The sequence below is a fragment of the Agrobacterium vitis genome, assembly GCF_014926405.1.
Lineage (GTDB): Bacteria > Pseudomonadota > Alphaproteobacteria > Rhizobiales > Rhizobiaceae > Allorhizobium > Allorhizobium vitis_H.
Genome location: NZ_JACXXJ020000005.1, coordinates 2,212,484 through 2,234,054, shown reverse-complemented (window position 1 = coordinate 2,234,054; position 21,571 = coordinate 2,212,484). Strand labels below are relative to the sequence as shown.

Sequence of the window (21,571 nt, the reverse complement as noted above, 5' to 3'; positions counted from 1 at the left end):
TGTTTTCGCATCGGTTTTTTCGAAAACTGCTTTCCACTTTTCCGAAAACAAACTCTAAAGGCCGCGGCATTGTGGCTAGCCTCATAGATCGAGTGAACAATGAAGAACGGCAGACCGGTTATCATGGTCGTAGAAGACAGTCCATTGATAAGAATGGGTGCCATCGATCTTGTCCTATCGGCGGGCTACGACGTGTTGGAGGCTGGCGACGCTGACGAGGCAATCCGCATCCTCGAATCGCGAGACGACATTGACCTTGTGTTCACCGATGTTCAGATGCCGGGGACGATGGACGGTATCAAATTGTCCCACTACATCCGTGATCGATGGCCGCCGGTGAAGCTGATCGTCGCATCCGGTGCTGCCATTCTCGAGGAGAGCATGCTGCCTGGCGGAAGTCGCTTCTTCTCGAAGCCCTACGACGAACTCACCATTACCGAGGCAATGGCACAGCTGCTTTTGAGCGAGGATCCACACGCCCATATCACCTGAGGCCTAGCAGGAAAATGAAGGCGAGAGGAAGTCCCGATAACGTCCGGAACGACATCTGCCTCTGGCTGGCAGCGGAAGAACTGGCCTCTCTATAAGCCGATCTCCCACTGCACTCCCATTTACTGCATGTTTCCTTAAATCGGCATCGATTTAAGGAGAAAATTACGAAGTGGATATCAAGCGCTACAGCGAACCCGTGTGCGCTATACAGAGCACCCGGCGCGGCCCCCTTGGAAGCAGAGACTAAAACTAAAACACCTAGAGAACGAACGACATGCCCCGATATTCATCCTCTATTCCGGAACTGGCCAGGAATAGCATGTTGATCAGATGGTCTATAAGATACAGTTCCTCGTGAACCTGTGTACGCGCGTCAGCTGCCTCCTTGATCAGCCGTTTCATCATGAGGGCATGATCGGCAATTTTGGCTTTGAGAATAGCGACATCTGCAGGATCATTCGGTTTCATTGCAAAACTCCGCATTATTCGATATTCTTCGCTCAGGCAGCAACGGCGAAAGCAGGCGTAAATTCCGGGTTCGGTACGTCGCGTGAGAAGAGCGGTTCATGAACCTTCAAGGCATGGCGCATGTTTTCACGGCCCTGATGGTTAATTTCGAATGTTCCGCAGCAGACGGGATACTTTCCGTAGCCATCGGCCCGGCCGATTTCCAGCACATCGGCGCCTGCCCGATCATAGATTTTCTTTAGACGTGGTTCGTAATTTGCAACGATTGCCTTGATGCCGTGCGCCAAGGCGCATTCGTAAACGGTAAGAAGCATAATACCGAAGGCCCTGGCGACAGGTAGGTCTGGATGGTCTTTTGCCAGCACATCTTCGTCGATGCACAGTCGCGTGCCTTCCCAAATCCCAGCAGCGACCAAATTCACAGTCTTGGGGAACGTGGAGCGGAACGTATCATAGAGAAGGGTCGGCCCGGTGGTCGGCATGAGGCGCATCGAACCATAAAGGCGCTGCCCATCTTTACTGCACCAGACAACATAGGCAGGACCGTATGTATCGTAAATATCGTATTCTTTGTCTTGCGAGCAACATACATCCCATTTCAACGTGTCTTGAAATACACGTTTACGGAGTTTGAACATTTGCTCCATGAGAGGTTGATGATGATCGTAATTGTGAGCTTGTAAAGAAAAGAACATTGAAGCCTCCGTCGTGAGATACTGGAAGGATCATCGCTCGATTGATTAAAATTATAAGTCCCATGGTCATGTTAACTCGAAAGGACTAGTACATATGTGGTATGACTAGCCCTTGATCAGCCTTAAGGTCATTGCCTTCGCAACGGCCTGAGCCAAGGTCGCGCAATCCAATTTCGACCTGGCTGAACGCATGTAAGTCCGGACGGTATGCTCGGAAATGCCAAGAATGACGGCGATCCCGGCAGCTTCTTTGCCTTGGCCGACCCAATAGAGTGTTTCCAATTCTCGTGGGCTTATTTGTGGCGCTGGGTCTTTATCGCCATACATTTCTTCAATGGCTTGCTTGTGGATGAGATGCGCTAGTTCGCTCCATTCTGACTGATAGAGATTCACATATTCTTCCCATTCCGTAAAATCCGGCGAAAAGTTGAGCGAAAGCAGTGCCCGTCGACCGGCACGATCAATGATCGGAATGGAATAGCCGGTGCCGCCGAGGCCGTGGGCTTCGAATTCGGTAAAAAGAGCGGACGACTCGGGTTTGACTTCAATCTCCGCCCAGCGGAACGGCAACATTCGTTTGGTTCCTTCCTGAACCACCGGGTCTATAGCGGCGTAACCCTGGATGATGTAACGTCCGATCCAGGCATCTGGATAGGTTGTCTTCACGAATGGTGCATCGACAGTCATCTTACCCAGCACGGTATGGGCGTGGTGATAAGTCACATGGGCCAGGGCTGAATAGTTGTCACGCAAGATCAATACCGCGAGACTGGTGTTTCGGCTTAACTTGATCTGATTAAATGTCTTTTCAAAAAGGCTTTGGTCATGGTCAATGCGCATCGGTAAACCCACGATTCAAGGGGGTAAAGTGTCCTTATAAGCTCATTGCGAGCGGGCTGTCTCGCATATTTGTGGGATATGACGAAAGCTTTTCGAAGTGTTATCCTCGCGCCATGTCCAGAAAGATTTTGACAATTCTCAATGAAGAGCAGCCCAGTATCGACCAGGCCATCCAAGCCTTGAAAATCTATGGTGACTTGGCTGGGGCAGAAGCACTCGTTCGAGCCATGATCGCCGAACGGACTGAGAATCACACCAATGCCCTATTCTGGGTAAGCGTCTTCATGGCAATTTCTTCCACTGGTGATCCGGCAGGACGTCATACTCTCCCTTAGGGGGTGAGTGATCACCTCCACACCCCAGCAAAATCAGCTCGACAACCGCATCAACCGGCACCGTCGCATCAATAACCGTCGCATTCTCGGGAATATCCTCCCACGTTGCATGCAACCGCATGATCAGCTCCCGTTCGGCTGGTTTTCCGCCGAACTCGTCTTCGGGTCTGCTGGCCAGACGGTTTTTCAGTGTGTGCTGATCGACGTCGAGAACGAAGACCCCGTCAAAAAGCTCGATAAACCGGTGGAAATTGCGGGAGCCGCCGCAGAAGAAGGAGATCGGGTGGCTTTGATCGCTGACCAGCGCTTTGACCTTGTCGATATTCCACAGGTGGTGCCTGTGTCCGAAAGCTACATCCGCAAGACCCTGCGCCAGTGTGGACGCATCCAGCGGTTCGCCAGTTTCCGGGTCGCCCTGGTAGGCCAGTTCACGATCACCGTGGATGACGTGGTAGCCGCGCCGTTGCAGTTCGGTAGCGACGGAGGTCTTGCCGGTTCCTGAAACGCCTTCGATCAGAATATTGCGCTGGCCCATGCGTGCATCCCTTCGTTCATCAATGTGGCGGTGATTGTTTTGAAACATCGCCTGGCTGCTGCTTCGGTTCAGTTTCATACAAGCCAGAACTGGCACATCAGGTTGTGCAATTTATTGGCTCCTCCATGACCGCAAAGCGGAGAGGGTCAGTCTTGGCCTGGATCGGGCCATATCCAGGTAAGGAAATTGAAAACATGTTCAGACGCAATCATCAAGGCCCTGTTTACCGTGACTTCATTGCCGCGATTGCTGGCAAGAAACAGGCGCGCGGCTATCTCGAAGTCGGTGTCCGGGATGGCGGCACGCTGTCAGGGGTCGGATGCGAGGCCATCGGCGTCGATCCGGAGTTCAAGACCCGCTACGACATACTCGCCAACAAGAATGCGGTTCATCTCTACAGCATGACCAGCGACGTATTTTTCCGCGATCACGATCCGCGCGTGATCCTGGGCCGGTCGCCGGACGTGATTTTCCTCGATGGCCTGCACCAGTTTGAATATCTGCTGCGCGACTTCATCAACAGCGAGCGGATCGCCCACCGTGACACGGTGATCCTGCTGGACGATTGCCTGCCGATCAACGCGGAAATGACCGAGCGCGTCTATAATCTGGCTGGCCGGCGTGACCGCGACAATGCCCCGTCCTGGACCGGCGATGTCTGGAAAATCATCCCGATCCTCAAGACCTACCGGCCAGACCTGCACATCACCCTCGTCGATACCCAGCCGACCGGCACCGTCTGCGTCACCAATCTTGATCCGGATTCGACCGTGCTGCGGGATCGCTACTACCAGATCATCCAGGAGTATATTCTGGTGATGATGGACGATGCCGCAATCGAGCGGTTTTATGACAGCAACCCGGTGGCCTCGGGCGAAGTAATCTTGAGCGATTTCAACGCCTCAATCTTCGTCGGGCCCTGAATCGGGCCTTGACCGGTCCAAGGTCCTGGATCACTTCTCCAGATCAGCGGCGGTGAAAACCGGCAATACCGGAAGGTCGGGCGCGTTTGTGATATGAGGACTGCCGTTCCCCCGCCAGATTGCGCAAACGACGGCAAGAATGTCTGCTTGCTCTGCCAAGGCCAATCGATGCGCGTCGGCGACGGCGCCGCCTGTGGTGATCACGTCCTCTATGAAGGTGATCCGGCGGCCTCTGACGTCCTGTCCCTCTATGGCGCGACAGGTGCCATAGGCTTTTGCCTCCTTCCGGATAAAGGCGGCGGGAAGTCCTGTTTCCAAAGAAATTGCGGTGACAAGCGGAATGCCGCCGAGTTCCAGACCAGCAAGGATTTCGGTCGTCGGTGGAAGCAGGGAAGCCATGGCCTTTGCCAGTTCTCTCAAGAGAACCGGGTTTCCCTCGAAGCGATATTTATCGAAGTAACGGTTGGAGACCTGGCCGGAGCGCAACACGAATTCGCCCTCAAGGGTCGCCGTGGCTGCTATTTGTCTGGCGAGTTCCGCCAATGGGGAGGGCGCATTTCCGGTCATTTTCGGCCTCTCTGAACCTGTCGCAAATGCCGGATGGCTACACCGATTATGCGCATGCAACAAGCGCAAGTTGAGAGATTTGCGCGCCCTTTATCACTTCAATATCGTGCGTGACGCAAAGAGGGCAGGGGGCAGCGCAGCCACCCCCCTACATCATTCCTCACCTCAAGACGCCATCGCATAGCGTTGCTGCTGGCCATAGCTTCCGGCATTGGTGCGGAAGCGCTGGACCATCTGGGCGAGGTGTTCGGTTTCCTGGGTGAGGCTCTGGGCCGCTGCGGTGGTTTGTTCCACCATGGCGGCGTTCTGTTGGGTGACCTTGTCCATCTGGTCGCCAGCGGCGGTGACTTCGCGCAGCGAGGTCGCCTGTTCACGGGCGGCGTTGGCGATGTCGGTGATGGTGGTGCTCATCTCGACCACCTGCTCAACGATTTCCTTCAGCGATGTGCCGGATGCGGTGACGAGGCCGACGCCGGTCTCGACTTGCGCACTGGAGGTGGAAATCAGTGCCTTGATCTCCTTGGCGGCATTGGCCGAACGCTGGGCGAGTTCGCGCACTTCCTGGGCAACCACCGCAAAGCCCTTACCGGCTTCACCAGCGCGGGCAGCTTCCACACCGGCGTTCAGGGCCAGAAGATTGGTCTGGAAGGCGATCTCATCGATGACGCCGATAATGTTGCCGATCTTTTCCGATGAGCCCTGGATGGCCGTCATCGCTTCCACGGCCCGGGCGACGATGTCGCCACCCTTGGCGGCATTGTCACGGGCGGCGGTAACGGCATGTTGGGCGCGGCCTGCGCCTTCGGCGGTGCCGTTGACGCCGCGCGACACATCGCCCAGTGCGGCAATGGTTTCTTCCAGCGAGGCGGCCTGCTGTTCGGTACGGCGTGCCAGATCGTTGGAGGCGGCGGAGATTTCGCCAAGGCCGGAACGGATCGTGCTGACGGTGGAAACCACCGAGCCCATCGCGTCTTCAAGCGCTGCGACCGAGGTGTTGAAATTCTGGCGGATCGCCTCGAATTCCGGTGCAACATGGGTGTTCATCCGCACGGTCAGATCGCCTGCGGCCAGCGCGTCGAAGCCCGCCTGGACCTGCTGTACGAAATGGCGCAGATCTTCCGCCTTGGCCAGTTCCAGCGCCGTCTGGCGCTCGCGGTCGCTTTCGACGCTGGCCCTGAGCTTTTCCTGTTCCGACTGCACGGACCGGCCATTGGCGAGATCAAGGCGGAAGCTGTCGAGGGCCGAGGCCAGCATGCCGAATTCGTCGCTGCGGGTCTTGCCGGTCACGTCCGTCTGGTAATCACCACCACCCATGCGGCGCACGGCTTCCACCACGTCGCCCAGCGGGCGGCGTACGATCAGGATGGAAACGCCGTAGATCATCACCAGAGCAATGACCAGCAGGATCAACCCGCTGATGGCAGTGGAGGTCACCTGCGCGACGACCGGTTCGGAAAAGGTTTTGGCGGGAACATCGAGAACGGCGGCCCAGGTCTTGTTCATGCCCGGCGCCGTGAAAGGAAAGACCAGCCGCGTCGCCCCATCCGGCAGGCCGTGAATGATGCGCATCCTGCCATCGGCAAGGGCGGCCTTGACATCGGAGGCACCCGTGTCGCCGTACGGCTTCATCAGCGTGTCCTTGTCGGGATGCACCAGCCAGTTACCGTTATCGGCCACCAGCATCACCCGGCCGCCGTCAAACGGTGTCATGGCGCTGATCGAGGCAGAAAGATCGCCCAGTTGGACGTCAACGCCAGCAAGACCGATGATCTTGCCCTTGACGACGACGGGGGTCGAAACCGAGGTTAGAAGCTTACCGGTGGTGGAGATATAGGGCTGGGTAATAAGCCCTTTGCCTGTGGTCAGAGGCTCAGCATACCACTGATCGGTGGTGGTCGTGACCCAGGTGGAGAATTCCAGGTTACCGCTATCATCCTTGGTCCAGTAGGCCGCAAAAATCCCGACCTTGTTGCTGCCCTCGGTGCCTTGCAGTTTCAGCTCCTGCGGGGCTTCCGGCACTTCGGTCATCCAGGCGCCGAACATGGTTTTGTAATGGGTCGGAACGCCCTTCAACAGCGCAATCACGTCGGTGCGGTTGCGTGAGCCGTTTTCGATCAGGCCGGACAGGCTGCCCGCCACACTGGTTCCGGCGGAGACGACATCAGTGATCTGCACGGCTACCTGATTGGCGACCGAGGCCGCCTTTTCGGAGGCGAGTGCCACCACCTGATCATTGACACGCTTGCTGGTTTCCCAGCCGCTAAATGCCGTATAGGACGCAATCAGCGCCGCCATCGCGGCGCCTGCCGCCAGCATAAGTTTTCCTGAAACAGTCCTTACCTGCATACTCATCGCAACCAACCCCCTCGGTTTGCCGAATTTAGGCTAAGGTTGCATAGAGATTCTAACGAAAGTCTAAGGCCGGACCTGCATTGCTGCACCGCACCCACCTTTTTTGTGAAAAAATTATTCCACTCGCGAAACCGTGAAAGCGAAATGCCGCCGAGTCATCCGGCGGCATCTATTTGCTTACCTTAGGGACGAATACCCTATTCCAATCTTACGACGCCCTGGCGTAGCGCGGCGACTGGTCGGAATTGGTGCCGTTGGTCCGGAAACGCCGGACCATATGAGCAAGGTTTTCGGTTTCCTGGGCAAGGTTCTGGGCTGCGGCGGTGGTTTCTTCCACCATGGCGGCATTCTGCTGGGTGACCTTGTCCATGACATCGCCCGCATTCGTCACTTCGCGCAGCGATGTAGCCTGTTCGCGGGCCGAATTGGCAATGTCTGTGATTGTCGAACTCATATTGGCGACCTGGTCGACAATCTGTTGCAACGAGGTCCCCGAGGCGCTGACGAGATGGACCCCGGTTTCAACCTGGGCGCTGGAGGTGGAGATCAGCGCCTTGATTTCGCGGGCCGCATTGGCGGAGCGCTGGGCGAGTTCGCGCACTTCCTGCGCCACCACGGCAAAACCCTTGCCGGATTCCCCGGCGCGGGCCGCTTCTACCCCGGCATTCAGGGCCAGAAGATTGGTCTGGAAGGCAATTTCGTCGATGACGCCGATGATATTGCCGATCTTTTCGGATGAGCCCTGGATGGCGGTCATCGCCTCTATGGCGCGGGAGACAATGTCTCCGCCCTTGGCGGCATTGTCGCGGGTGGCGGTGACGACGGTCTGCGCCCGGCCAGCCCCGTCGGCTGTGCCGTCGATGGCGCGTGACACATCGCCGAGTGCTGCAATGGTTTCTTCCAGCGATGCGGCCTGCTGTTCGGTGCGCCGGGCCAGATCGTTGGAGGCGGCCGAGATTTCGCCAAGACCAGACCGGATCGTGCCGATTGCGTGAACAACGGCGCCGATCGCTTCTTCAAGGCTTGCCACCGAGGTGTTGAAATTCTGGCGGATGGATTCGAATTCCGGTGCGACATTGTCCTGCATGCGCACGGTCAGATCGCCTGCAGCCAGGGCATTGAAGCCAGCCTGGACCTGCTGGACAAATTGCAGCAAATCTTCGGCTTTGGCCTTTTCCAGCGCGCTCTGGCGTTCCCGGTCCTGTTCCACGCTTTTGCGCAGGGAATCCTGCTCCTGCTGCACGCGCAGGCCATTGGAGAGTTCGCGGCGGAACTGGTCGAGCGCTGTCGCCAAGGTGCCAAATTCGTCGTGACGCTCCGTTCCGGCAATCGGTTTATTGTAATCGCCACCGGCCATCACACGCACACCTGCCACCACATTTGCCAATGGGCGGCGTACGATCAGCGTCGAGACAAAGTAAATCAGGCAAAGACCGATCGTCAGCATGATCAGACAACTGGAGGATATGGCGATGATCTGTTCCTTGATCGGGCCTGTGAAGGTCTTTTCCGGAATGTCCAGCACCGTGGCCCAGATCTTGTTCATGCCGGGGCTTGTAAAGGGAAAGACAATCCGTGTCGCGCCATCCGGCAGGCCATGGATGATACGCGTCTTGCCATCGGCAAGCGCCGCCTTGACCTCGGCGGCCCCGGTATCGGCATAGTCCTTCATCATCAGGGACTTGTCGGTATTAACGAGCCATTTGCCGTTATCGGCCAGCAGCATGATGCGGCCATCCTCGAAGGGCCGCAAAGCGCTGATTGTCGCGGCGAGATCGTCCAGCTTGATATCGACGCCCGCCAGACCGACAATCTTGCCATTCACCCTTACCGGCAAGGATATCGATGTCAGCAACTGACCGGTGGTCGAGATATAAGGCTGGGTAATCAAGCTCTTGCCGGTTGCCAGAGGTTCGGCATACCATTGATCGGTGGTTTTGATGTCCCAGGTGGAAAATCCCAGCTTGCCGCTATCGTCCTTGGTCCAATAGGCCGTGAACAGACCTTGTTTGTTGGTGCCCTCAGCGCCCTGCAGTTTAAGGTCCGCCGGGACATCAGGCAATTCGGTCATCCATGCGCCAAACATGCTTGGATATTGTGGTGGAATGTTTTTCAGCGCGGCGATGACATCGGCGCGGCTGCCGGCGCCGTTTTCAATCAGTCCCGACAGGCTGGCCGCGACGCTGGTCGCAGAGGAAACCACATTGGTAATATCTGCCGTTACCTGCCTGGAGGCAAGCTCGGCCTTTTGCGTCGCCACGGCGACAATATTGTCGCTCAGTTGCGTTTTGGTGGCAAATATGCCGACAATCGAGAAGCCGCCCAGAGAGATCGTTATCACGACCCCTGCTGCCAGCAGAAGCTTTGCTGAAACCGATTGCACTGGCATTTTCATCAAATGACTCCGACTGGTTGTAAGGCCTACGGAACCGTATCTTTGATTTTCTAAATAAATGCTAATATTCGGTATTCAAATCCGAATAGCCTGCCGAAATGCCATCATGGATGGCAAGCATACCTGCGTCTAACCTTCAACGCATTGCAAATATCTCAAATGCATCAGGTGCTTGAGATATTTGCAAGGTTTGAAATATTTGAAAGGAGAGTCTGACTGGTCCGTCTTAGACGAACTGGCTAAGACCCGGTACGGATGCCACGACCTTGTCCACGACTTCGTCACCGGCATGTTCGCGGGCAATGGCCATGGTTTCCTTGGCAAGGGCCGAAATTTCGCCCATGCCAAGCCCAAGGCTCATCAATTGCTGACCGAGACCCATGATGCCGCCGCCGCCGATGGCGCTCATCAGGCCGCCCAGCAGGCCGCCGGTTTTGCCTTCGCCGTTGTGCATAGCCACCAGTTCCGGCGCACCGGGCATGGCTTCGATCATCCGGGCAACCGCGCCGTCATCGGCTTCGCGCTGCAAAAAGCCCAGCATCATGCCAAGCGCCTTTTCCGCCGTGTCCGGGGCGATGCCGACATTGTCGGAAATGCGGGTGACCAATTCGCTCATGGGATGCTCCTCAAAGGTTTTTTGACGTTCACGTCAACGTAATTTACTCAGGCCGCAAACTCAAGCGGCAAGCGCCTTCAATCTGCTCAAAGCCGTGTGAAACCGCTGACGGAGTTGAGGATGTTCCATATTCTGCTAAGAACAACAAGTGCATGACCGAAGGGGCATTCGGCGATTGTACACGTCCTTCAGTCGAAACCGATTGAAGGACAAGACCATGCAGCGCTTATGTGTTTGATAACATGCGCCGGGATGGCTTTGTGGGAGCGTGTCGAGGGGATGTGACGCGATGCTTGAAGATGGAAAATTGTTTCTCGGGGCCAGCCGCAAGCCGGATGATGCGTTTAACGCACCGGAATATCTGGATCTGAAACTTGCCAACCGCCACGGCCTCATCACCGGCGCCACCGGCACCGGCAAGACCGTGACGCTGCAAATCCTGGCCGAAGGGTTCGCCAGTGCCGGTGTTCCGGTGTTCTGCGCCGACATCAAAGGTGATCTGTCGGGCATCGCCGCGCCGGGGGAGGCCAAGGATTTCCTGATCAAGCGCGCTGAGGAGATCGGGCTTTCGCCCTATCCCTTCGCGGAATTTCCGGTCACCTTCTGGGATCTCTACGGCGAAAAAGGCCATAGGGTCCGCACCACCATCGCCGAAATGGGACCGCTTCTGCTGGCCCGGCTGATGGAGGCCTCGGAAGCCCAGGAGGGCGTGCTGAACATTGCCTTCAAAATCGCCGATAAGGGCGGGCTGGCGCTGCTGGATCTCAAGGATTTGCAGGCGCTGCTGACCTATATGGCGGAAAATTCCAGTGAACTATCGGGCCAATTCGGGCTGGTGTCGAAGTCCTCGGTCGGCTCGCTGCAACGGGCGCTGCTGCTGCTGGAAAGCCAGGGCGCGGACCAGTTCTTTGGTGAACCGGCGCTGTCTATCCAGGATATTATGCGGGTCGCGCCGGATGGGCGAGGGACGATTTCGGTGCTGGCCGCCGACCGGCTGATGATGAACCCACGGCTTTATGCCACGTTCCTGCTCTGGTTGCTTTCGGAACTGTTCGAGGAACTGCCTGAGGTTGGCGATCTCGCCCAGCCCAAACTGGTGTTCTTCTTCGATGAGGCGCATCTGCTGTTTCGCGATGCGCCAAGCGTTCTCGTCGAGCGGGTCGAGCAAGTGGTGCGGCTGATCCGCTCCAAAGGCGTCGGCGTTTATTTTGTCACGCAAAATCCGCTGGATGTGCCGGAAACCATTCTGGCGCAATTGGGCAACCGGGTGCAGCACGCATTGCGGGCCTATACGCCCCGCGAACAGAAGGCGGTGAAGACCGCCGCCGAAACCTTCCGGCCCAATCCGGCCTTTTCCTGCGAAGAGGCGATTACGGCACTCGGCACCGGTGAAGCGCTGGTCTCGACCCTTCAGGGCAAAGGCGTGCCTTCGATGGTCGAGCGCACCCTGATCCGCCCGCCCTCCGCCCGCATCGGCCCGCTGACCGAAAGCGAACGGGCGACAATCATCGGCGCCAGCCCCATGGCGAACCTCTATGACCGCACCATCGACCGGCACTCGGCCTTCGAAATCCTGGCGGAACGGGCCGAAAAAGCCGCAGGCCACAGCGGAGCCGATGATAGCGCCGAGGACAGCAGCGCCGCCAGCCGCTGGAAACTGCCGGGCTTTGGCGATGAAGCACCAGAGCAAAAAACCACCACCACCCGCCAAGCGCCTGACCGCACCGCACCCCCCGGCCGCCAACGCCAAACGGTGATCGAGGCAGCAATGAAAAGCGCCGCCCGCTCACTCGCCAGCCAAGTCGCCAACCAGCTCGGCCGGGCGCTGGTTCGGGGGATTTTGGGGAGTTTGAAGCGGTAGGGTATGCTCGCCAAAGGAGGGTGTCATTGGGTGTCAGGGGGAGGCTGGCTGGCAGGGACAGCTTCCCAGGAAAACGGAACCGGTTTCGGCAATCGGCGATATACGACAGCGCCGTTCGCCAGATATGGCGCACAGAGGTTCGCTGGAGAAAATTATGCAGTCACAAAAAGACAGAGTTTGTCCTGAACGATCGATATCGTTGGTTTCGCTCCAAATGACAGGATTTTCATCGCCCGATGAATAAGCCACCGGTCTCTAACCAGGGTGTGTGTGTTGATGAACATTATCTAATGCAATCTATTGTAGAAAATTAAGTCAATCAATCGCTATTTGGTGGAATTATTGCCTGTTTCGGGTGGAAATTTTAGCATGAAACAGCTTCATTTTTAATGAACAATATCGATATATTTTGTCATGAAACTGTCACAATTGAAGATCCATCAAGATAATTGACTACGAAAAGATAGGTCATGAAAATAAAATGGCCCGCGTAGATTCATATATAAGGGGTTCTTTTTATTTAATATAGGAAGATCCATGTATATTACGAACGTTGAATCAATTATATATTGTTCTTTGATTTTGATTATGTCATTTTTTGCGTTTATATTTTTCAATGCAAAATTATTTAATACAAAAATACCAAAAATTATATTATATATTATATTCGGTATTTTTCTTGGGCCATATTCCCTCAATGTTGAAGGTTGGTTTGAGCTTCATCGGGTAGGTGCGCGGATTGGTGAGATTTATGCCCTCAGTAACGTCGCTCTCGGTTTTTTGATTGTTACGTCCTTCTCGAATATCCGGAGTGCGGAAAAGCAAGTCGATCTCAAATCTTTGACCTCCTACATGGCGGGTACGTTCGCGGCCCTTCTTCTGGCGCTCTCGACGTCCCACATCGTTTTGCGCATTGCGCCGGGACTGACGTTTCCGTCTCAAACGGTCGGTGAGGAAAGAGCAACGATCCTTGTGCTTGCTTTGGCGGTCATCGTTACGTCTGTACCCTTTTTGACGAAAATCTTCATCGATCTCAAAATGATCGGGACCACCTTTTCATCGACGGTCCTCTTGTCGGCCTGTTTGCTGGATATTCTGATTTGGGCGGTATTTCCCATTTCCGACGTGCTGCGAACGCAATCACAATTCGACCTTCTGCCGGTTTTGACAAGCTTGGTCATGACGTTGACTGCGGCTGGCGCTCTGTTTCTGGTAACCTTCTCCCTTGTCAAACTCTATGACACATGGGCGCAACGGCATGAGAGCGGGCAAATCGGCATTGCTTTCATCGTCGCCGTCTCCCTGGCCGCCGCTCTGACGTCTGCCTCCTTGGGTGCAGGTCTCTTGCTGGGGATGCTGATTGCAGGATTGTGTCTGGGGAGAGCAAAGTCTATCGCCGAGCGCAGCATGCCGTTCCTCGCAAAGCTGGCGCATTGGGTTTTCATTCCAGCGTATTTCATCCTTGTTGGGCGAGGCCTGGTTTTCGATAATGCTATATCGATCTACGATATTGCCGTCTTCCTGCTCTGGTCATCCGCACTGAAGATAACTTCCGTTACCGTCACCCATTTCCTGATGTCGAAAAATGCCCGGCAGTCCTTCCTCAATGGGGTCGTGTTCAACACGCGCGGCGGTCCGGGGCTCGTGCTCGCCACCGTCGCCTATTCGATGAACCTCATCAATGTAAACGCCTTCTCGGCATTCGTTGTCGCGTCGATTATCACTGCACCCGTGACAGAGCTTGTTCTCCGCTACCGGGCTGACTACGCAAAGACCTCCACCGTTGGCGATGCCGCGCTGGAAGGAACCCTTTAAATTTCACATAACCGCTTCATTCGGAGACCTCTCATGGCGTCTATAGGTATTATTGCAACCATTGGTCCGGTCTCGGCCAATTTCACCACTCTGCAAGCACTGAGAGAGGCCGGAATGACCGTTGCACGGCTGAATGGCTCTCATGGCAATCTTGATTGGCACAGGCAAACCATTCGCCTGATCCGTAAAGCCGTTCCCGGTGTTCCGGTCTTGCTCGACATTCCGGGGCGCAAGATCAGAACGATCCAGCTCGCCCACGAGCCAAGCTTCAAGGAAGGCGAGATCCTGATCCTGACGACAGATATCAGCCATGACGGTACTGAAAAAGTACCGGTGAATTTCGATGGCCTGCATGAGCAACTGGCTCCCGGCATTCGGCTCTATGCTGACGACGGAACATTGTCCTTCCAGGTTGAGAGGATTGACGGGAGAGACATTCATGTGCGTGCCGGTGGCGATGGTACATTGCGGAGCCGGAAGGGCATTAACGTGCCTGAGGTCTCTCTCGGACGGGAACTCATTACATCAAACGACCGCACGATGGTCGATTTCGCCAGAGACAACAGGGTCGATTATCTCGGGATCAGCTTTGTGGAAAGCGCCGAACATGTCGATGCCATCCGTGGGCTGATCGGCGGTCGGGCACCTCGCATCGTCGCCAAGGTCGAGAATCAGGGTGGTCTTGATAACCTGGAGGACATTGTCGGCGCTGCTGACGTTATCATGATCGACCGCGGCGACCTTTCCGTGGAAACCAATGTCGATAGCGTTTCCGTGTTTCAGAAGCGGATTATCACAACAGCAAATGCGCATGGCAAGCCTGTGATTGTCGCGACGGAATTGCTGCATTCGATGATCGATAACCCCTATCCGACAAAGGCGGAAATCGGAGATATCACCAACGCCGTCATCGATGGTGCTAGCCTGTTGATGCTATCAGGCGAAACGGCAGTCGGGCGCTATCCGGTCGAGGCCGTCGGGCGGTTAAGGAATATCGCAGCCATTTCCCAGACCTATATCTCCACGTCAGCGCCCCAAGATGGCCCCAAACATGAGATCGCACGCGCTGAAAGGCCCTCATCTCCACTCTGCCGGTGGACAAGATCGTCGTCGTTTCGCGCAGCGGCTACGCTGTGGGCCTGGTCGCGTCGGCGTCCGTTCAGCAGCAGGTCATTGCCGTCCATGATGACCCTTGGGTGGCAAGGGCGCTGAACCTGGTGCCTGGTGTCTCCGGTATTCACCTTTCCAAGGTTGACTGGCAGGTGCCGTCTTCTGCGCTGCACGATTTGAAAGAGGTCAATGACGGCACATTGCTGAGTCCCGAAGACGTTGTGCTGATCGTCGGGGCAAACCAGGGTGATGACCGCGACTATTTCAACAGTTTCCAAACCCTGCGTGTCGGTGGAGCAAACCATCCCGCCTTGCAGCCGAATTGATGCCGGAGTTTGTGCGCGTGCTGACAATACTCACGGCCTTGATCCCCATCTTCACCTTGATTTTGATGGGGTTCATTCTCCATCGCCGCACTCTTTTGGCGTCCGAATTCTGGATGCCGTGCGAGCGGTTGAACTACTTCTATCTCTTTCCAGCCTTGATGTTCAGCCAGATCGTGACGGCTGACCTTGCCGGTATTTCTCTATCCCTGGTCACAATCGCTCTTTTGGGAGGCATTGTGCTGGGCGGCAGTATCGTCTTTCTGTTGCAAGTGCTGTTTCCGAGACCGGGGCCTGTTTTTTCCTCCGTTCTGCAAGGGGCTTTACGCCCCAACACCTATGTTGCCGTTGCCGCCGCGACCGCCCTCTATGGTCAGCCAGGTTTGATGGTGACGGCTGTGGCCATCGCCATCACCATTCCGGTGCTGAATGTCGGATCGATCTTCATTCTGATGATCCATGGGGGTAACGGCCCTGTCGGCAAAAGGCATATGGTGAAAACCATTGTTACCAATCCCGTCATTTTATCCGTGGTGATTGGTGGCGTGGTCAATCTTGCCAGCATACCAATGCCGGATTTCGTGACAGCCATTCTCAAAATTTTGGGAAGCGCTTCCCTGCCGCTCGGACTGTTAAGCGTCGGGGCCGGAATAGATTTTGCCGCTGTTCGCGCCTCGCGTGGCATGATTTGGCTGTCTTCGGCCATCAAGCTCGCTGTACTGCCGGTTGCCACCTATGGGATCGGTAAGTCGCTTGGCCTGACTGGCACATCTCTGGCAACGATCATCCTGTTTAATTCGCTTCCGTGTACGCCTTCCACCTATATCATGGCCCGGCTGTTCGGAGGAGATTATCGGATGGCGGCCAGCATCATCAGCATCCAGACAGCAATAGCAGCTGTGACGATACCTTTGGTGCTGGCCGCTTTGGTTTAGTGCATTTCCAGGAAGTGAAAACGCTTACGCCGCCCGGCGTCTCTGATTGCTGGTGGTATTGGGGAGTGTGAAGTCCGAGACCAGTTGTTGCAAACGCACGCTTTCCTGCGCAAGGTTGGCGCTGGCGGCGCTGGTTTCTTCTACCATGGCGGCATTCTGTTGGGTGACCTGATCCATCTGGTTGACGGCGGTGTTGACCTCCGACAGGCCGACCGATTGTTCACGCGAGGAGGTGGCGATGGCGTCCATCAGGCCGTTGATTGTCGTGACGTGATGCTCGATGGCTTTCAGAACGTCGCCGGTTTCCTGCACCTGACGAACGCCGTTTTCCACTTCCTGCGTGGATTTGTTGATCAGTTCCTTGATTTCGCGCGCGGCCTTGGCCGAGCGTTGCGCCAATTCGCGCACTTCTGTGGCGACCACCGCAAAGCCACGGCCCGCTTCGCCCGCACGGGCGGCTTCGACACCGGCATTCAGGGCGAGAAGATTGGTCTGGAAGGCAATCTCGTCAATCACGGTGATGATATTGGAGATCTGGTTGGAGGAATGCTCGATACGCTGCATGGCGCTGATGGCTTCGCCAACCACCTTGCCGGAATGCACCGCGCTGCTATTGGCTTCTTTCGCCACACCACGCGCCTCTTCAACGCGCTTTGAGGAATTGCTGACATTGACCGTGATCTGGTCGAGAGCGGCAGCTGTTTCTTCCAGCGATGCGGCTTGCTGTTCCGTGCGCTTGGAAAGGTCGTCCGCACTCTGGCTGACTTCGCGTGAGCCGTCGCTGATAGCGTTGGCAGAGGTGGCAACGGTGGAAATCGTGCTGCCCAATTGGGCGACGGCGGTATTCAGGTCGAGGCGCAGAGCGTCGAATTCCGGGGCAAACGGTTCTTTCAGTTCAAAGCCGAGGTCACCGGCGGCCAGGCGCTTGAGGCCAGATGCAAGACCGGAGGTTGCTTCCAGCAATTTCTTCTGCGCTGCGGCTTCGGCGTCCTGCTGAAGGCGCAGCTTTTCGGATTCGGCCTTTTCGCTGGCGCTGGCGGCTTCGGCTTCCAGGGCGCGATTGCGCAATATTCCGTCTTTGAACACCTGAAGGGCTGCGGCCATCGCGCCGATTTCGTCCTTGCGGCTCATGTAAGGCACGCTGCCGCTGGTATCGCCGGAAGACAAGGTCCGCATATTGTCCGTCATATGCTTCAAGGGGCGCACGACCCGCAGGCTGCTGATCAGTGCCGCACCGATGCCGATGCTGAACGCTAAGGCAAGAGCGATATAGGTCACGGTCGTGGCCAGGGAAATTTGCTCAGCGTTGGAGGCGCCCTCGTCTTTAACGTTGCTGGCCAGATCGTCAACAGCGGCCTGGATATCGTCACCGGCCTTGGCATAGGTCGCCAGGGAGTCTCCCAGAAACAGCTGTTTTGCCTCATCCGCATTGCCGCTGTCCGTCAATGTCTTGACCTTCTGCCACAATTGCTCGGCCTTGGCCCAATCCTTGGAGAAGGTGTCGTAAAGCGCCTGGTCTTCTTTGTCGACGATCAGCGGCTCATACTGCTTTCTAGCCTGCTCAAGTGCGGTATAGGCATTGTTCAGCGATCCCAGAAAGACGGCGCGTTGCTCCGGTGTGGCGGCACTGCGATAATTGCTCTGCGCAACGCGGATATCGCCCAGATCAGCATTGATCTGCCCCATAAGGATGAAGGAGGGAACCCGCTTATCGACGATCTGATTGGTCCCAACCGATATGGTGTTCAGCGACGTCACCGCATAAATGCCCTGGCCGACCACGACCAGAAGAATGACTGCGAACAGGGATATGAGAAGTTGGCCAAGAGAGATGCGCATTTTTAAAAATCTCCGGAGCCGCACGGCCCGCTTTCTTGCAGGGTTACCATTATGATGTTGCTAATCCTCAGTTTAATGGCAAATAGGTTTAAACATTAATAATGTTGAATAATGTCATGAAACCACATCCAACATTTTGATTTTCCCGCAAAAGGAGACGGAGATGTGCGCGCTCGTCTTGGGAGATTAGCGCCATCGCAAATCGCGTACTTGCTGTACTGTTTTTGGTATTCTGTCACGATCCGGCAATATACTGTCTTGCTTATGCCATGGTCGAGGTTTCAAAACACCTGGCGTTTGATGCCAGAACGAGCGATGAGCGGGTAAGGTAAAGGGTACAAGATGGCGGATGCATGCGTGGTGGGTTCGGCAACGGGTTTTGTCGATCTGAGTTTTATCCAGACCGCGTTTCTAGGCGTGGTGCAGGGAGTGACGGAACTGGTGCCGGTGTCTTCCTCGGCCCATATGCGGGTGGTACCGGCGCTGCTGGGCTGGCCCGATCCCGGTGCCGCCTTTTCCGCCGCCATGCAGATGGCCGCGCTGGTTGGTGTGATCAGCTATTTCTGGCGCGACATTTACGGCCTGGCCAACGGTTCGATCAGCGCCGTGAAACGCCGCGACTTTGAGAATTTCGATTTCCAGCTGGTCTTGTGGATTCTGATCGCCACGCTGCCGATTATCGTCGCCGGGCTGGCGTTGTCGCATACGCTGAACAGCTGCGGTTCACCGCTGCGCAGCCTATGGGCCGTGGGGCTGGCCTGTCTGGTCATGGGCGGGCTGCTGGCCGCCACGGAGCTTCTGGCCAAACATCGCCGCGACCTGCCCAGCATTCGTCCGCTGGATATTCTTCTGGTCGGCATCGCCCAGGTCGGCGCGCTGATCCCCGGCGTGTCGCGCTCCGGCGCGACGATGACGGCGGCTCTGGCGTTGGGCTTCAAGCGGGAGGAAGCAGCGCGCTTTTCCTTCCTGCTCGGCCTGCCGGCCATTCTTCTGGCCGGTCTCAAGGAGGTCTGGGAATTGCACAAGCTGGCGCTGGACAGCCATGGTTGGGCGCTGCTCGGTGTCGGCCTGGTGGCGGGCGGCATCTCCTCGCTCATCGCCATCTGGGGCCTGATGCGCTTCCTGGAACGCTTCTCTACCTGGCCCTTCGTGATCTACCGGATCATTCTGGGCGTGGTCCTGCTGGCGGCTGCCGCCTCCGGCATGGCTTCGTAAACCTGGGTCTCAAACCACCTGCATCGCCCCGGGGCCAGGCACGGCACCCGGCGGCACCTTGCCCATGATGATCATGCCCAGCACTTCATCCTTAGTGACATCCTGTGTGCGGGCATGGCCGACCACTTTGCCGTTCTTCATCACAAACACCCGGTCGGCGAGATCGAAGACATCGTGAATGTCGTGGCTGATCAGGAAAATGCCGATGCCTTCCTTTTTCAGTTGCAGGATCAGCTCGCCCACCTGGGCGGTTTCCTGAGGACCAAGCGCTGCGGTCGGCTCATCCATGATCAGGATGCGGGCATCGAACAGGATGGCGCGGGCTATGGCCACCGATTGCCGCTGGCCGCCTGACAAGGCTTTCACCGGCTCCTTGAAGCGCTGGAAATTCGGATTGAGCCGCCCCATCACCTCACGCGCCTTGGCCTCCATGGCCACATCATCCAGCGTGCCCCAGGGGGTCCGCAGCTCGCGTCCCAGATAGAGATTGGCGGCGGCATCGACATTGTCGGCGACGGCCAGTGTCTGGTAGATGGTCTCGATGCCATGGCGCTTGGCATCACGGGGATTGTTGATGTCGGCAGGCTGGCCATTGATCAGGATCTCGCCGGTATCGCGTTTATAAGCGCCTGACAGGATTTTGATCAGCGTCGATTTGCCCGCGCCGTTATGGCCGAGCAGGGCAACGACCTCGCCTGCATGAAGATCCACCGAGGCATCATCGACGGCATGAATACCGCCGAAGGAGATGGAGATATTCTTCATTTCCACAAGAGGCGTGTTCTGTTGTGTCATAACGTTTCTCCTGCTTTTTATCGGGTACGGGCGCGGTAAACCGTATCCAGCCAGACCGCGACGACCAGCACCATGCCGATGACGATGCTTTGCAGCGGCGTATCCATGCCCAGCAGCACCATGCCCGAATTCAGCGATTGCATGACGATGGCCCCCAGCACTGCGCCGGCAATGGTGCCGGCACCACCGGCCAGCGATGTGCCGCCAATCACGGCTGCGGCAATGGTGTAAAGCTCGTCCAGTGTGCCCTGCGCATTGGTGGCGGCATTGAGACGGGCGGTGGAAATCGCTGCGGCAATGGCGCAAAGTGCGCCCATCAACGCAAAGATCCGCACTGTTACCCAGCGGGTCTTGATGCCCGCCAGCACGGCAGCTTCCGGATTGCCGCCAATGGCAAACACATAGCGGCCAAACCTTGTGCGGTTGGTGATGAAGTTCATGACCATGGCAATGCCAAGCGCGATCAACACCGGAATGGCAATACCCAGCGAAATGTCCAGCCCGCTGTCCGGCCAGGCGATATTGTTGGCCTCGGCATATTTGCGGGCCAGATTGACGGGCATGTAATAGCTGTTGAGCACGCTGACGGAGCCAAGCACCGCACCGCAGCCGATCAGCCCTATGAAAGATTCGGCCCAGATCGGCTTCAGCGGAAAGCCAAACCGCTTGCGCTGACGGCGAGAATGCAGGATGGACAACACGATGAACACGCAGGCGATGACCCCCACCAGCCAGCTGGCGGTGGCCCCGATCGAGCCATCCGCGCCGCCGCCCATCAGGCGAAAACGGGTATCCATCGGCGCGACCGTCGCGCCGCTCGTCACCATCCAGGCGCAGCCGCGCCAGACCAGCAGACCGCCCAGCGTGACGATGAAGGACGGCACGTTGAGAAAGGCGATGATCGCGCCCTGAAACGCCCCGATGGCAGCGCCGATGACAATGCCGAGCGACAGTGCCAAAACCCACATCAGCGGATGGTCGTAGCCGAGCAGCTGCGGCAGAAACTTGGTTTGGGTGACGGCCATCATCATGCCGACAAAGCCAAGGATCGATCCGACGGACAGATCGATATTACGGGTAACGATAACCAGCACCATGCCCGTGGCCATGACCGAGACCGACGCGGCCTGAACCGACAGGTTCCACAGGTTGCGCGGCGTCAGAAACAGTCCATCCGACAGAATATGAAAGCCGAACCAGATGAGCAGCAGCGCGACCACCATGCCCATCAACCGGGTGTCGATTTCGGTGGCATTCAAAAACCGCCGCCAGGGACTGATCGTTGACGGACGCGCACTGCTGGATGCTGCGCCGATTGTGTGATCCACCATGGATCGGGTACTCCTTTATGATCTTAAAGATCTGCGTCAGATGCACGCTTGATGGCGAACTGTCGTGGCGCGGGATAGGGTGCTTTTGACGGGCGCAGCCCGCGGCCCCCCCTCTGGCTTGCCAGCCAT

19 protein-coding genes are annotated in these 21,571 nt (G+C 56.7%); 8 read left to right on the top strand and 11 right to left on the bottom strand.

Features of this window, described 5'->3' with window-relative positions; all coding sequences use genetic code 11:
* Window positions 1-99: 99 nt before the first annotated feature.
* A complete protein-coding gene (locus IEI95_RS21720) occupies window positions 100-492 on the top strand; it encodes a response regulator (RefSeq protein WP_156533974.1) in 393 nt (130 codons plus the stop codon).
* Window positions 493-750: 258 nt separating this feature from the next.
* On the opposite strand, the gene IEI95_RS21715 is transcribed toward IEI95_RS21720, so the two are convergent.
* The 4 genes from IEI95_RS21715 to IEI95_RS21700 all read right to left on the bottom strand — a co-directional run bounded on the left by IEI95_RS21715 (window position 751) and on the right by IEI95_RS21700 (window position 3,365).
* Complete coding sequence (locus IEI95_RS21715) at window positions 751-960, bottom strand: hypothetical protein (RefSeq protein ID WP_156533973.1); 210 nt, start codon at window positions 958-960, stop codon at window positions 751-753.
* A gap of 32 nt (window positions 961-992) precedes the next feature.
* Window positions 993-1,655 carry an acyl-homoserine-lactone synthase gene (locus IEI95_RS21710; protein WP_156533971.1) on the bottom strand — a complete coding sequence of 221 codons (663 nt, stop codon included), beginning with the start codon at window positions 1,653-1,655 and terminating at the stop codon, window positions 993-995.
* Window positions 1,656-1,760: 105 nt separating this feature from the next.
* Window positions 1,761-2,495, bottom strand: coding sequence for a helix-turn-helix transcriptional regulator (locus IEI95_RS21705; protein WP_156533969.1), 735 nt, complete (start codon window positions 2,493-2,495; stop codon window positions 1,761-1,763).
* Between the two features lie 282 nt (window positions 2,496-2,777).
* Entirely contained in the window at window positions 2,778-3,365 is a 588-nt protein-coding gene (locus tag IEI95_RS21700; RefSeq protein ID WP_156533966.1) for an ATP-binding protein, read from the bottom strand.
* Window positions 3,366-3,559: 194 nt separating this feature from the next.
* Between IEI95_RS21700 and IEI95_RS21695 the strand changes: the two genes are divergently transcribed.
* Window positions 3,560-4,288 carry a class I SAM-dependent methyltransferase gene (locus IEI95_RS21695; protein WP_156533965.1) on the top strand — a complete coding sequence of 243 codons (729 nt, stop codon included), beginning with the start codon at window positions 3,560-3,562 and terminating at the stop codon, window positions 4,286-4,288.
* 30 nt (window positions 4,289-4,318) lie between these two features.
* Here IEI95_RS21695 and pyrE read toward each other — a convergent pair whose 3' ends face one another.
* The 4 genes from pyrE to IEI95_RS21675 form a co-directional block, all read right to left on the bottom strand.
* Window positions 4,319-4,855: an orotate phosphoribosyltransferase gene (pyrE, locus tag IEI95_RS21690; RefSeq protein ID WP_156533963.1), complete on the bottom strand. Its 537-nt coding sequence runs from the start codon at window positions 4,853-4,855 to the stop codon at window positions 4,319-4,321.
* Between the two features lie 165 nt (window positions 4,856-5,020).
* Entirely contained in the window at window positions 5,021-7,171 is a 2,151-nt protein-coding gene (locus IEI95_RS21685) for a methyl-accepting chemotaxis protein (RefSeq protein ID WP_234891050.1), read from the bottom strand.
* Window positions 7,172-7,415: 244 nt separating this feature from the next.
* Window positions 7,416-9,602 (bottom strand): methyl-accepting chemotaxis protein, encoded by a 2,187-nt coding sequence (locus tag IEI95_RS21680; RefSeq protein ID WP_194417003.1) that lies wholly within the window; start codon window positions 9,600-9,602, stop codon window positions 7,416-7,418.
* 226 nt (window positions 9,603-9,828) lie between these two features.
* Window positions 9,829-10,218: a hypothetical protein gene (locus tag IEI95_RS21675; RefSeq protein WP_156533957.1), complete on the bottom strand. Its 390-nt coding sequence runs from the start codon at window positions 10,216-10,218 to the stop codon at window positions 9,829-9,831.
* A gap of 289 nt (window positions 10,219-10,507) precedes the next feature.
* On the opposite strand from IEI95_RS21675, the gene IEI95_RS21670 reads away from it, so the two are divergent.
* From IEI95_RS21670 to IEI95_RS21655, 5 genes are all read left to right on the top strand, one after another.
* Window positions 10,508-12,079 carry a helicase HerA-like C-terminal domain-containing protein gene (locus IEI95_RS21670; protein ID WP_194417002.1) on the top strand — a complete coding sequence of 524 codons (1,572 nt, stop codon included), beginning with the start codon at window positions 10,508-10,510 and terminating at the stop codon, window positions 12,077-12,079.
* Between the two features lie 537 nt (window positions 12,080-12,616).
* Window positions 12,617-13,894: a cation:proton antiporter gene (locus tag IEI95_RS21665; RefSeq protein WP_194417001.1), complete on the top strand. Its 1,278-nt coding sequence runs from the start codon at window positions 12,617-12,619 to the stop codon at window positions 13,892-13,894.
* 33 nt (window positions 13,895-13,927) lie between these two features.
* The gene (pyk, locus tag IEI95_RS21660) at window positions 13,928-15,106 is read left to right on the top strand and encodes a pyruvate kinase (protein WP_204166270.1); all 1,179 of its coding nucleotides are present in this window, start codon (window positions 13,928-13,930) and stop codon (window positions 15,104-15,106) included.
* Window positions 14,989-15,330, top strand: a complete 342-nt coding sequence (locus tag IEI95_RS29175) for a pyruvate kinase alpha/beta domain-containing protein (RefSeq protein WP_337926570.1) — start codon at window positions 14,989-14,991, stop codon at window positions 15,328-15,330. The genes pyk and IEI95_RS29175 overlap by 118 nt, the downstream gene beginning before the upstream one ends.
* A gap of 17 nt (window positions 15,331-15,347) precedes the next feature.
* Window positions 15,348-16,262 (top strand): AEC family transporter, encoded by a 915-nt coding sequence (locus tag IEI95_RS21655; RefSeq protein ID WP_234934249.1) that lies wholly within the window; start codon window positions 15,348-15,350, stop codon window positions 16,260-16,262.
* A 24-nt stretch (window positions 16,263-16,286) separates the two neighbouring features.
* Here the strand turns inward: IEI95_RS21655 and IEI95_RS21650 are convergent, their stop codons facing one another.
* Window positions 16,287-18,101, bottom strand: a complete 1,815-nt coding sequence (locus tag IEI95_RS21650) for a HAMP domain-containing methyl-accepting chemotaxis protein (RefSeq protein ID WP_194416999.1) — start codon at window positions 18,099-18,101, stop codon at window positions 16,287-16,289.
* A 342-nt stretch (window positions 18,102-18,443) separates the two neighbouring features.
* Between IEI95_RS21650 and IEI95_RS21645 the strand changes: the two genes are divergently transcribed.
* Window positions 18,444-19,316, top strand: coding sequence for an undecaprenyl-diphosphate phosphatase (locus tag IEI95_RS21645; protein ID WP_194416998.1), 873 nt, complete (start codon window positions 18,444-18,446; stop codon window positions 19,314-19,316).
* A gap of 9 nt (window positions 19,317-19,325) precedes the next feature.
* Here the strand turns inward: IEI95_RS21645 and IEI95_RS21640 are convergent, their stop codons facing one another.
* Together IEI95_RS21640 and IEI95_RS21635 are read right to left on the bottom strand one after the other, a co-directional pair.
* Window positions 19,326-20,111, bottom strand: coding sequence for an ATP-binding cassette domain-containing protein (locus IEI95_RS21640; RefSeq protein ID WP_071202787.1), 786 nt, complete (start codon window positions 20,109-20,111; stop codon window positions 19,326-19,328).
* Window positions 20,112-20,128: 17 nt separating this feature from the next.
* A complete protein-coding gene (locus IEI95_RS21635) occupies window positions 20,129-21,442 on the bottom strand; it encodes a sugar ABC transporter permease (protein ID WP_194416997.1) in 1,314 nt (437 codons plus the stop codon).
* Window positions 21,443-21,571: the final 129 nt, after the last annotated feature.

Bases quoted from the DNA above. Each gene is read 5' to 3' on its own strand.
- IEI95_RS21720 (WP_156533974.1), top strand. From the start codon at position 100: ATGAAGAACGGCAGACCGGTTATCATGGTCGTAGAAGACAGTCCATTG.
- IEI95_RS21715 (WP_156533973.1), bottom strand. From the start codon at position 960: ATGAAACCGAATGATCCTGCAGATGTCGCTATTCTCAAAGCCAAAATT.
- IEI95_RS21710 (WP_156533971.1), bottom strand. From the start codon at position 1,655: ATGTTCTTTTCTTTACAAGCTCACAATTACGATCATCATCAACCTCTC.
- IEI95_RS21705 (WP_156533969.1), bottom strand. From the start codon at position 2,495: ATGCGCATTGACCATGACCAAAGCCTTTTTGAAAAGACATTTAATCAG.
- IEI95_RS21700 (WP_156533966.1), bottom strand. From the start codon at position 3,365: ATGGGCCAGCGCAATATTCTGATCGAAGGCGTTTCAGGAACCGGCAAG.
- IEI95_RS21695 (WP_156533965.1), top strand. From the start codon at position 3,560: ATGTTCAGACGCAATCATCAAGGCCCTGTTTACCGTGACTTCATTGCC.
- pyrE (WP_156533963.1), bottom strand. From the start codon at position 4,855: ATGACCGGAAATGCGCCCTCCCCATTGGCGGAACTCGCCAGACAAATA.
- IEI95_RS21685 (WP_234891050.1), bottom strand. From the start codon at position 7,171: ATGCTGGCGGCAGGCGCCGCGATGGCGGCGCTGATTGCGTCCTATACG.
- IEI95_RS21680 (WP_194417003.1), bottom strand. From the start codon at position 9,602: ATGAAAATGCCAGTGCAATCGGTTTCAGCAAAGCTTCTGCTGGCAGCA.
- IEI95_RS21675 (WP_156533957.1), bottom strand. From the start codon at position 10,218: ATGAGCGAATTGGTCACCCGCATTTCCGACAATGTCGGCATCGCCCCG.
- IEI95_RS21670 (WP_194417002.1), top strand. From the start codon at position 10,508: ATGCTTGAAGATGGAAAATTGTTTCTCGGGGCCAGCCGCAAGCCGGAT.
- IEI95_RS21665 (WP_194417001.1), top strand. From the start codon at position 12,617: ATGTATATTACGAACGTTGAATCAATTATATATTGTTCTTTGATTTTG.
- pyk (WP_204166270.1), top strand. From the start codon at position 13,928: ATGGCGTCTATAGGTATTATTGCAACCATTGGTCCGGTCTCGGCCAAT.
- IEI95_RS21650 (WP_194416999.1), bottom strand. From the start codon at position 18,101: ATGCGCATCTCTCTTGGCCAACTTCTCATATCCCTGTTCGCAGTCATT.
- IEI95_RS21645 (WP_194416998.1), top strand. From the start codon at position 18,444: ATGGCGGATGCATGCGTGGTGGGTTCGGCAACGGGTTTTGTCGATCTG.
- IEI95_RS21640 (WP_071202787.1), bottom strand. From the start codon at position 20,111: ATGACACAACAGAACACGCCTCTTGTGGAAATGAAGAATATCTCCATC.
- IEI95_RS21635 (WP_194416997.1), bottom strand. From the start codon at position 21,442: ATGGTGGATCACACAATCGGCGCAGCATCCAGCAGTGCGCGTCCGTCA.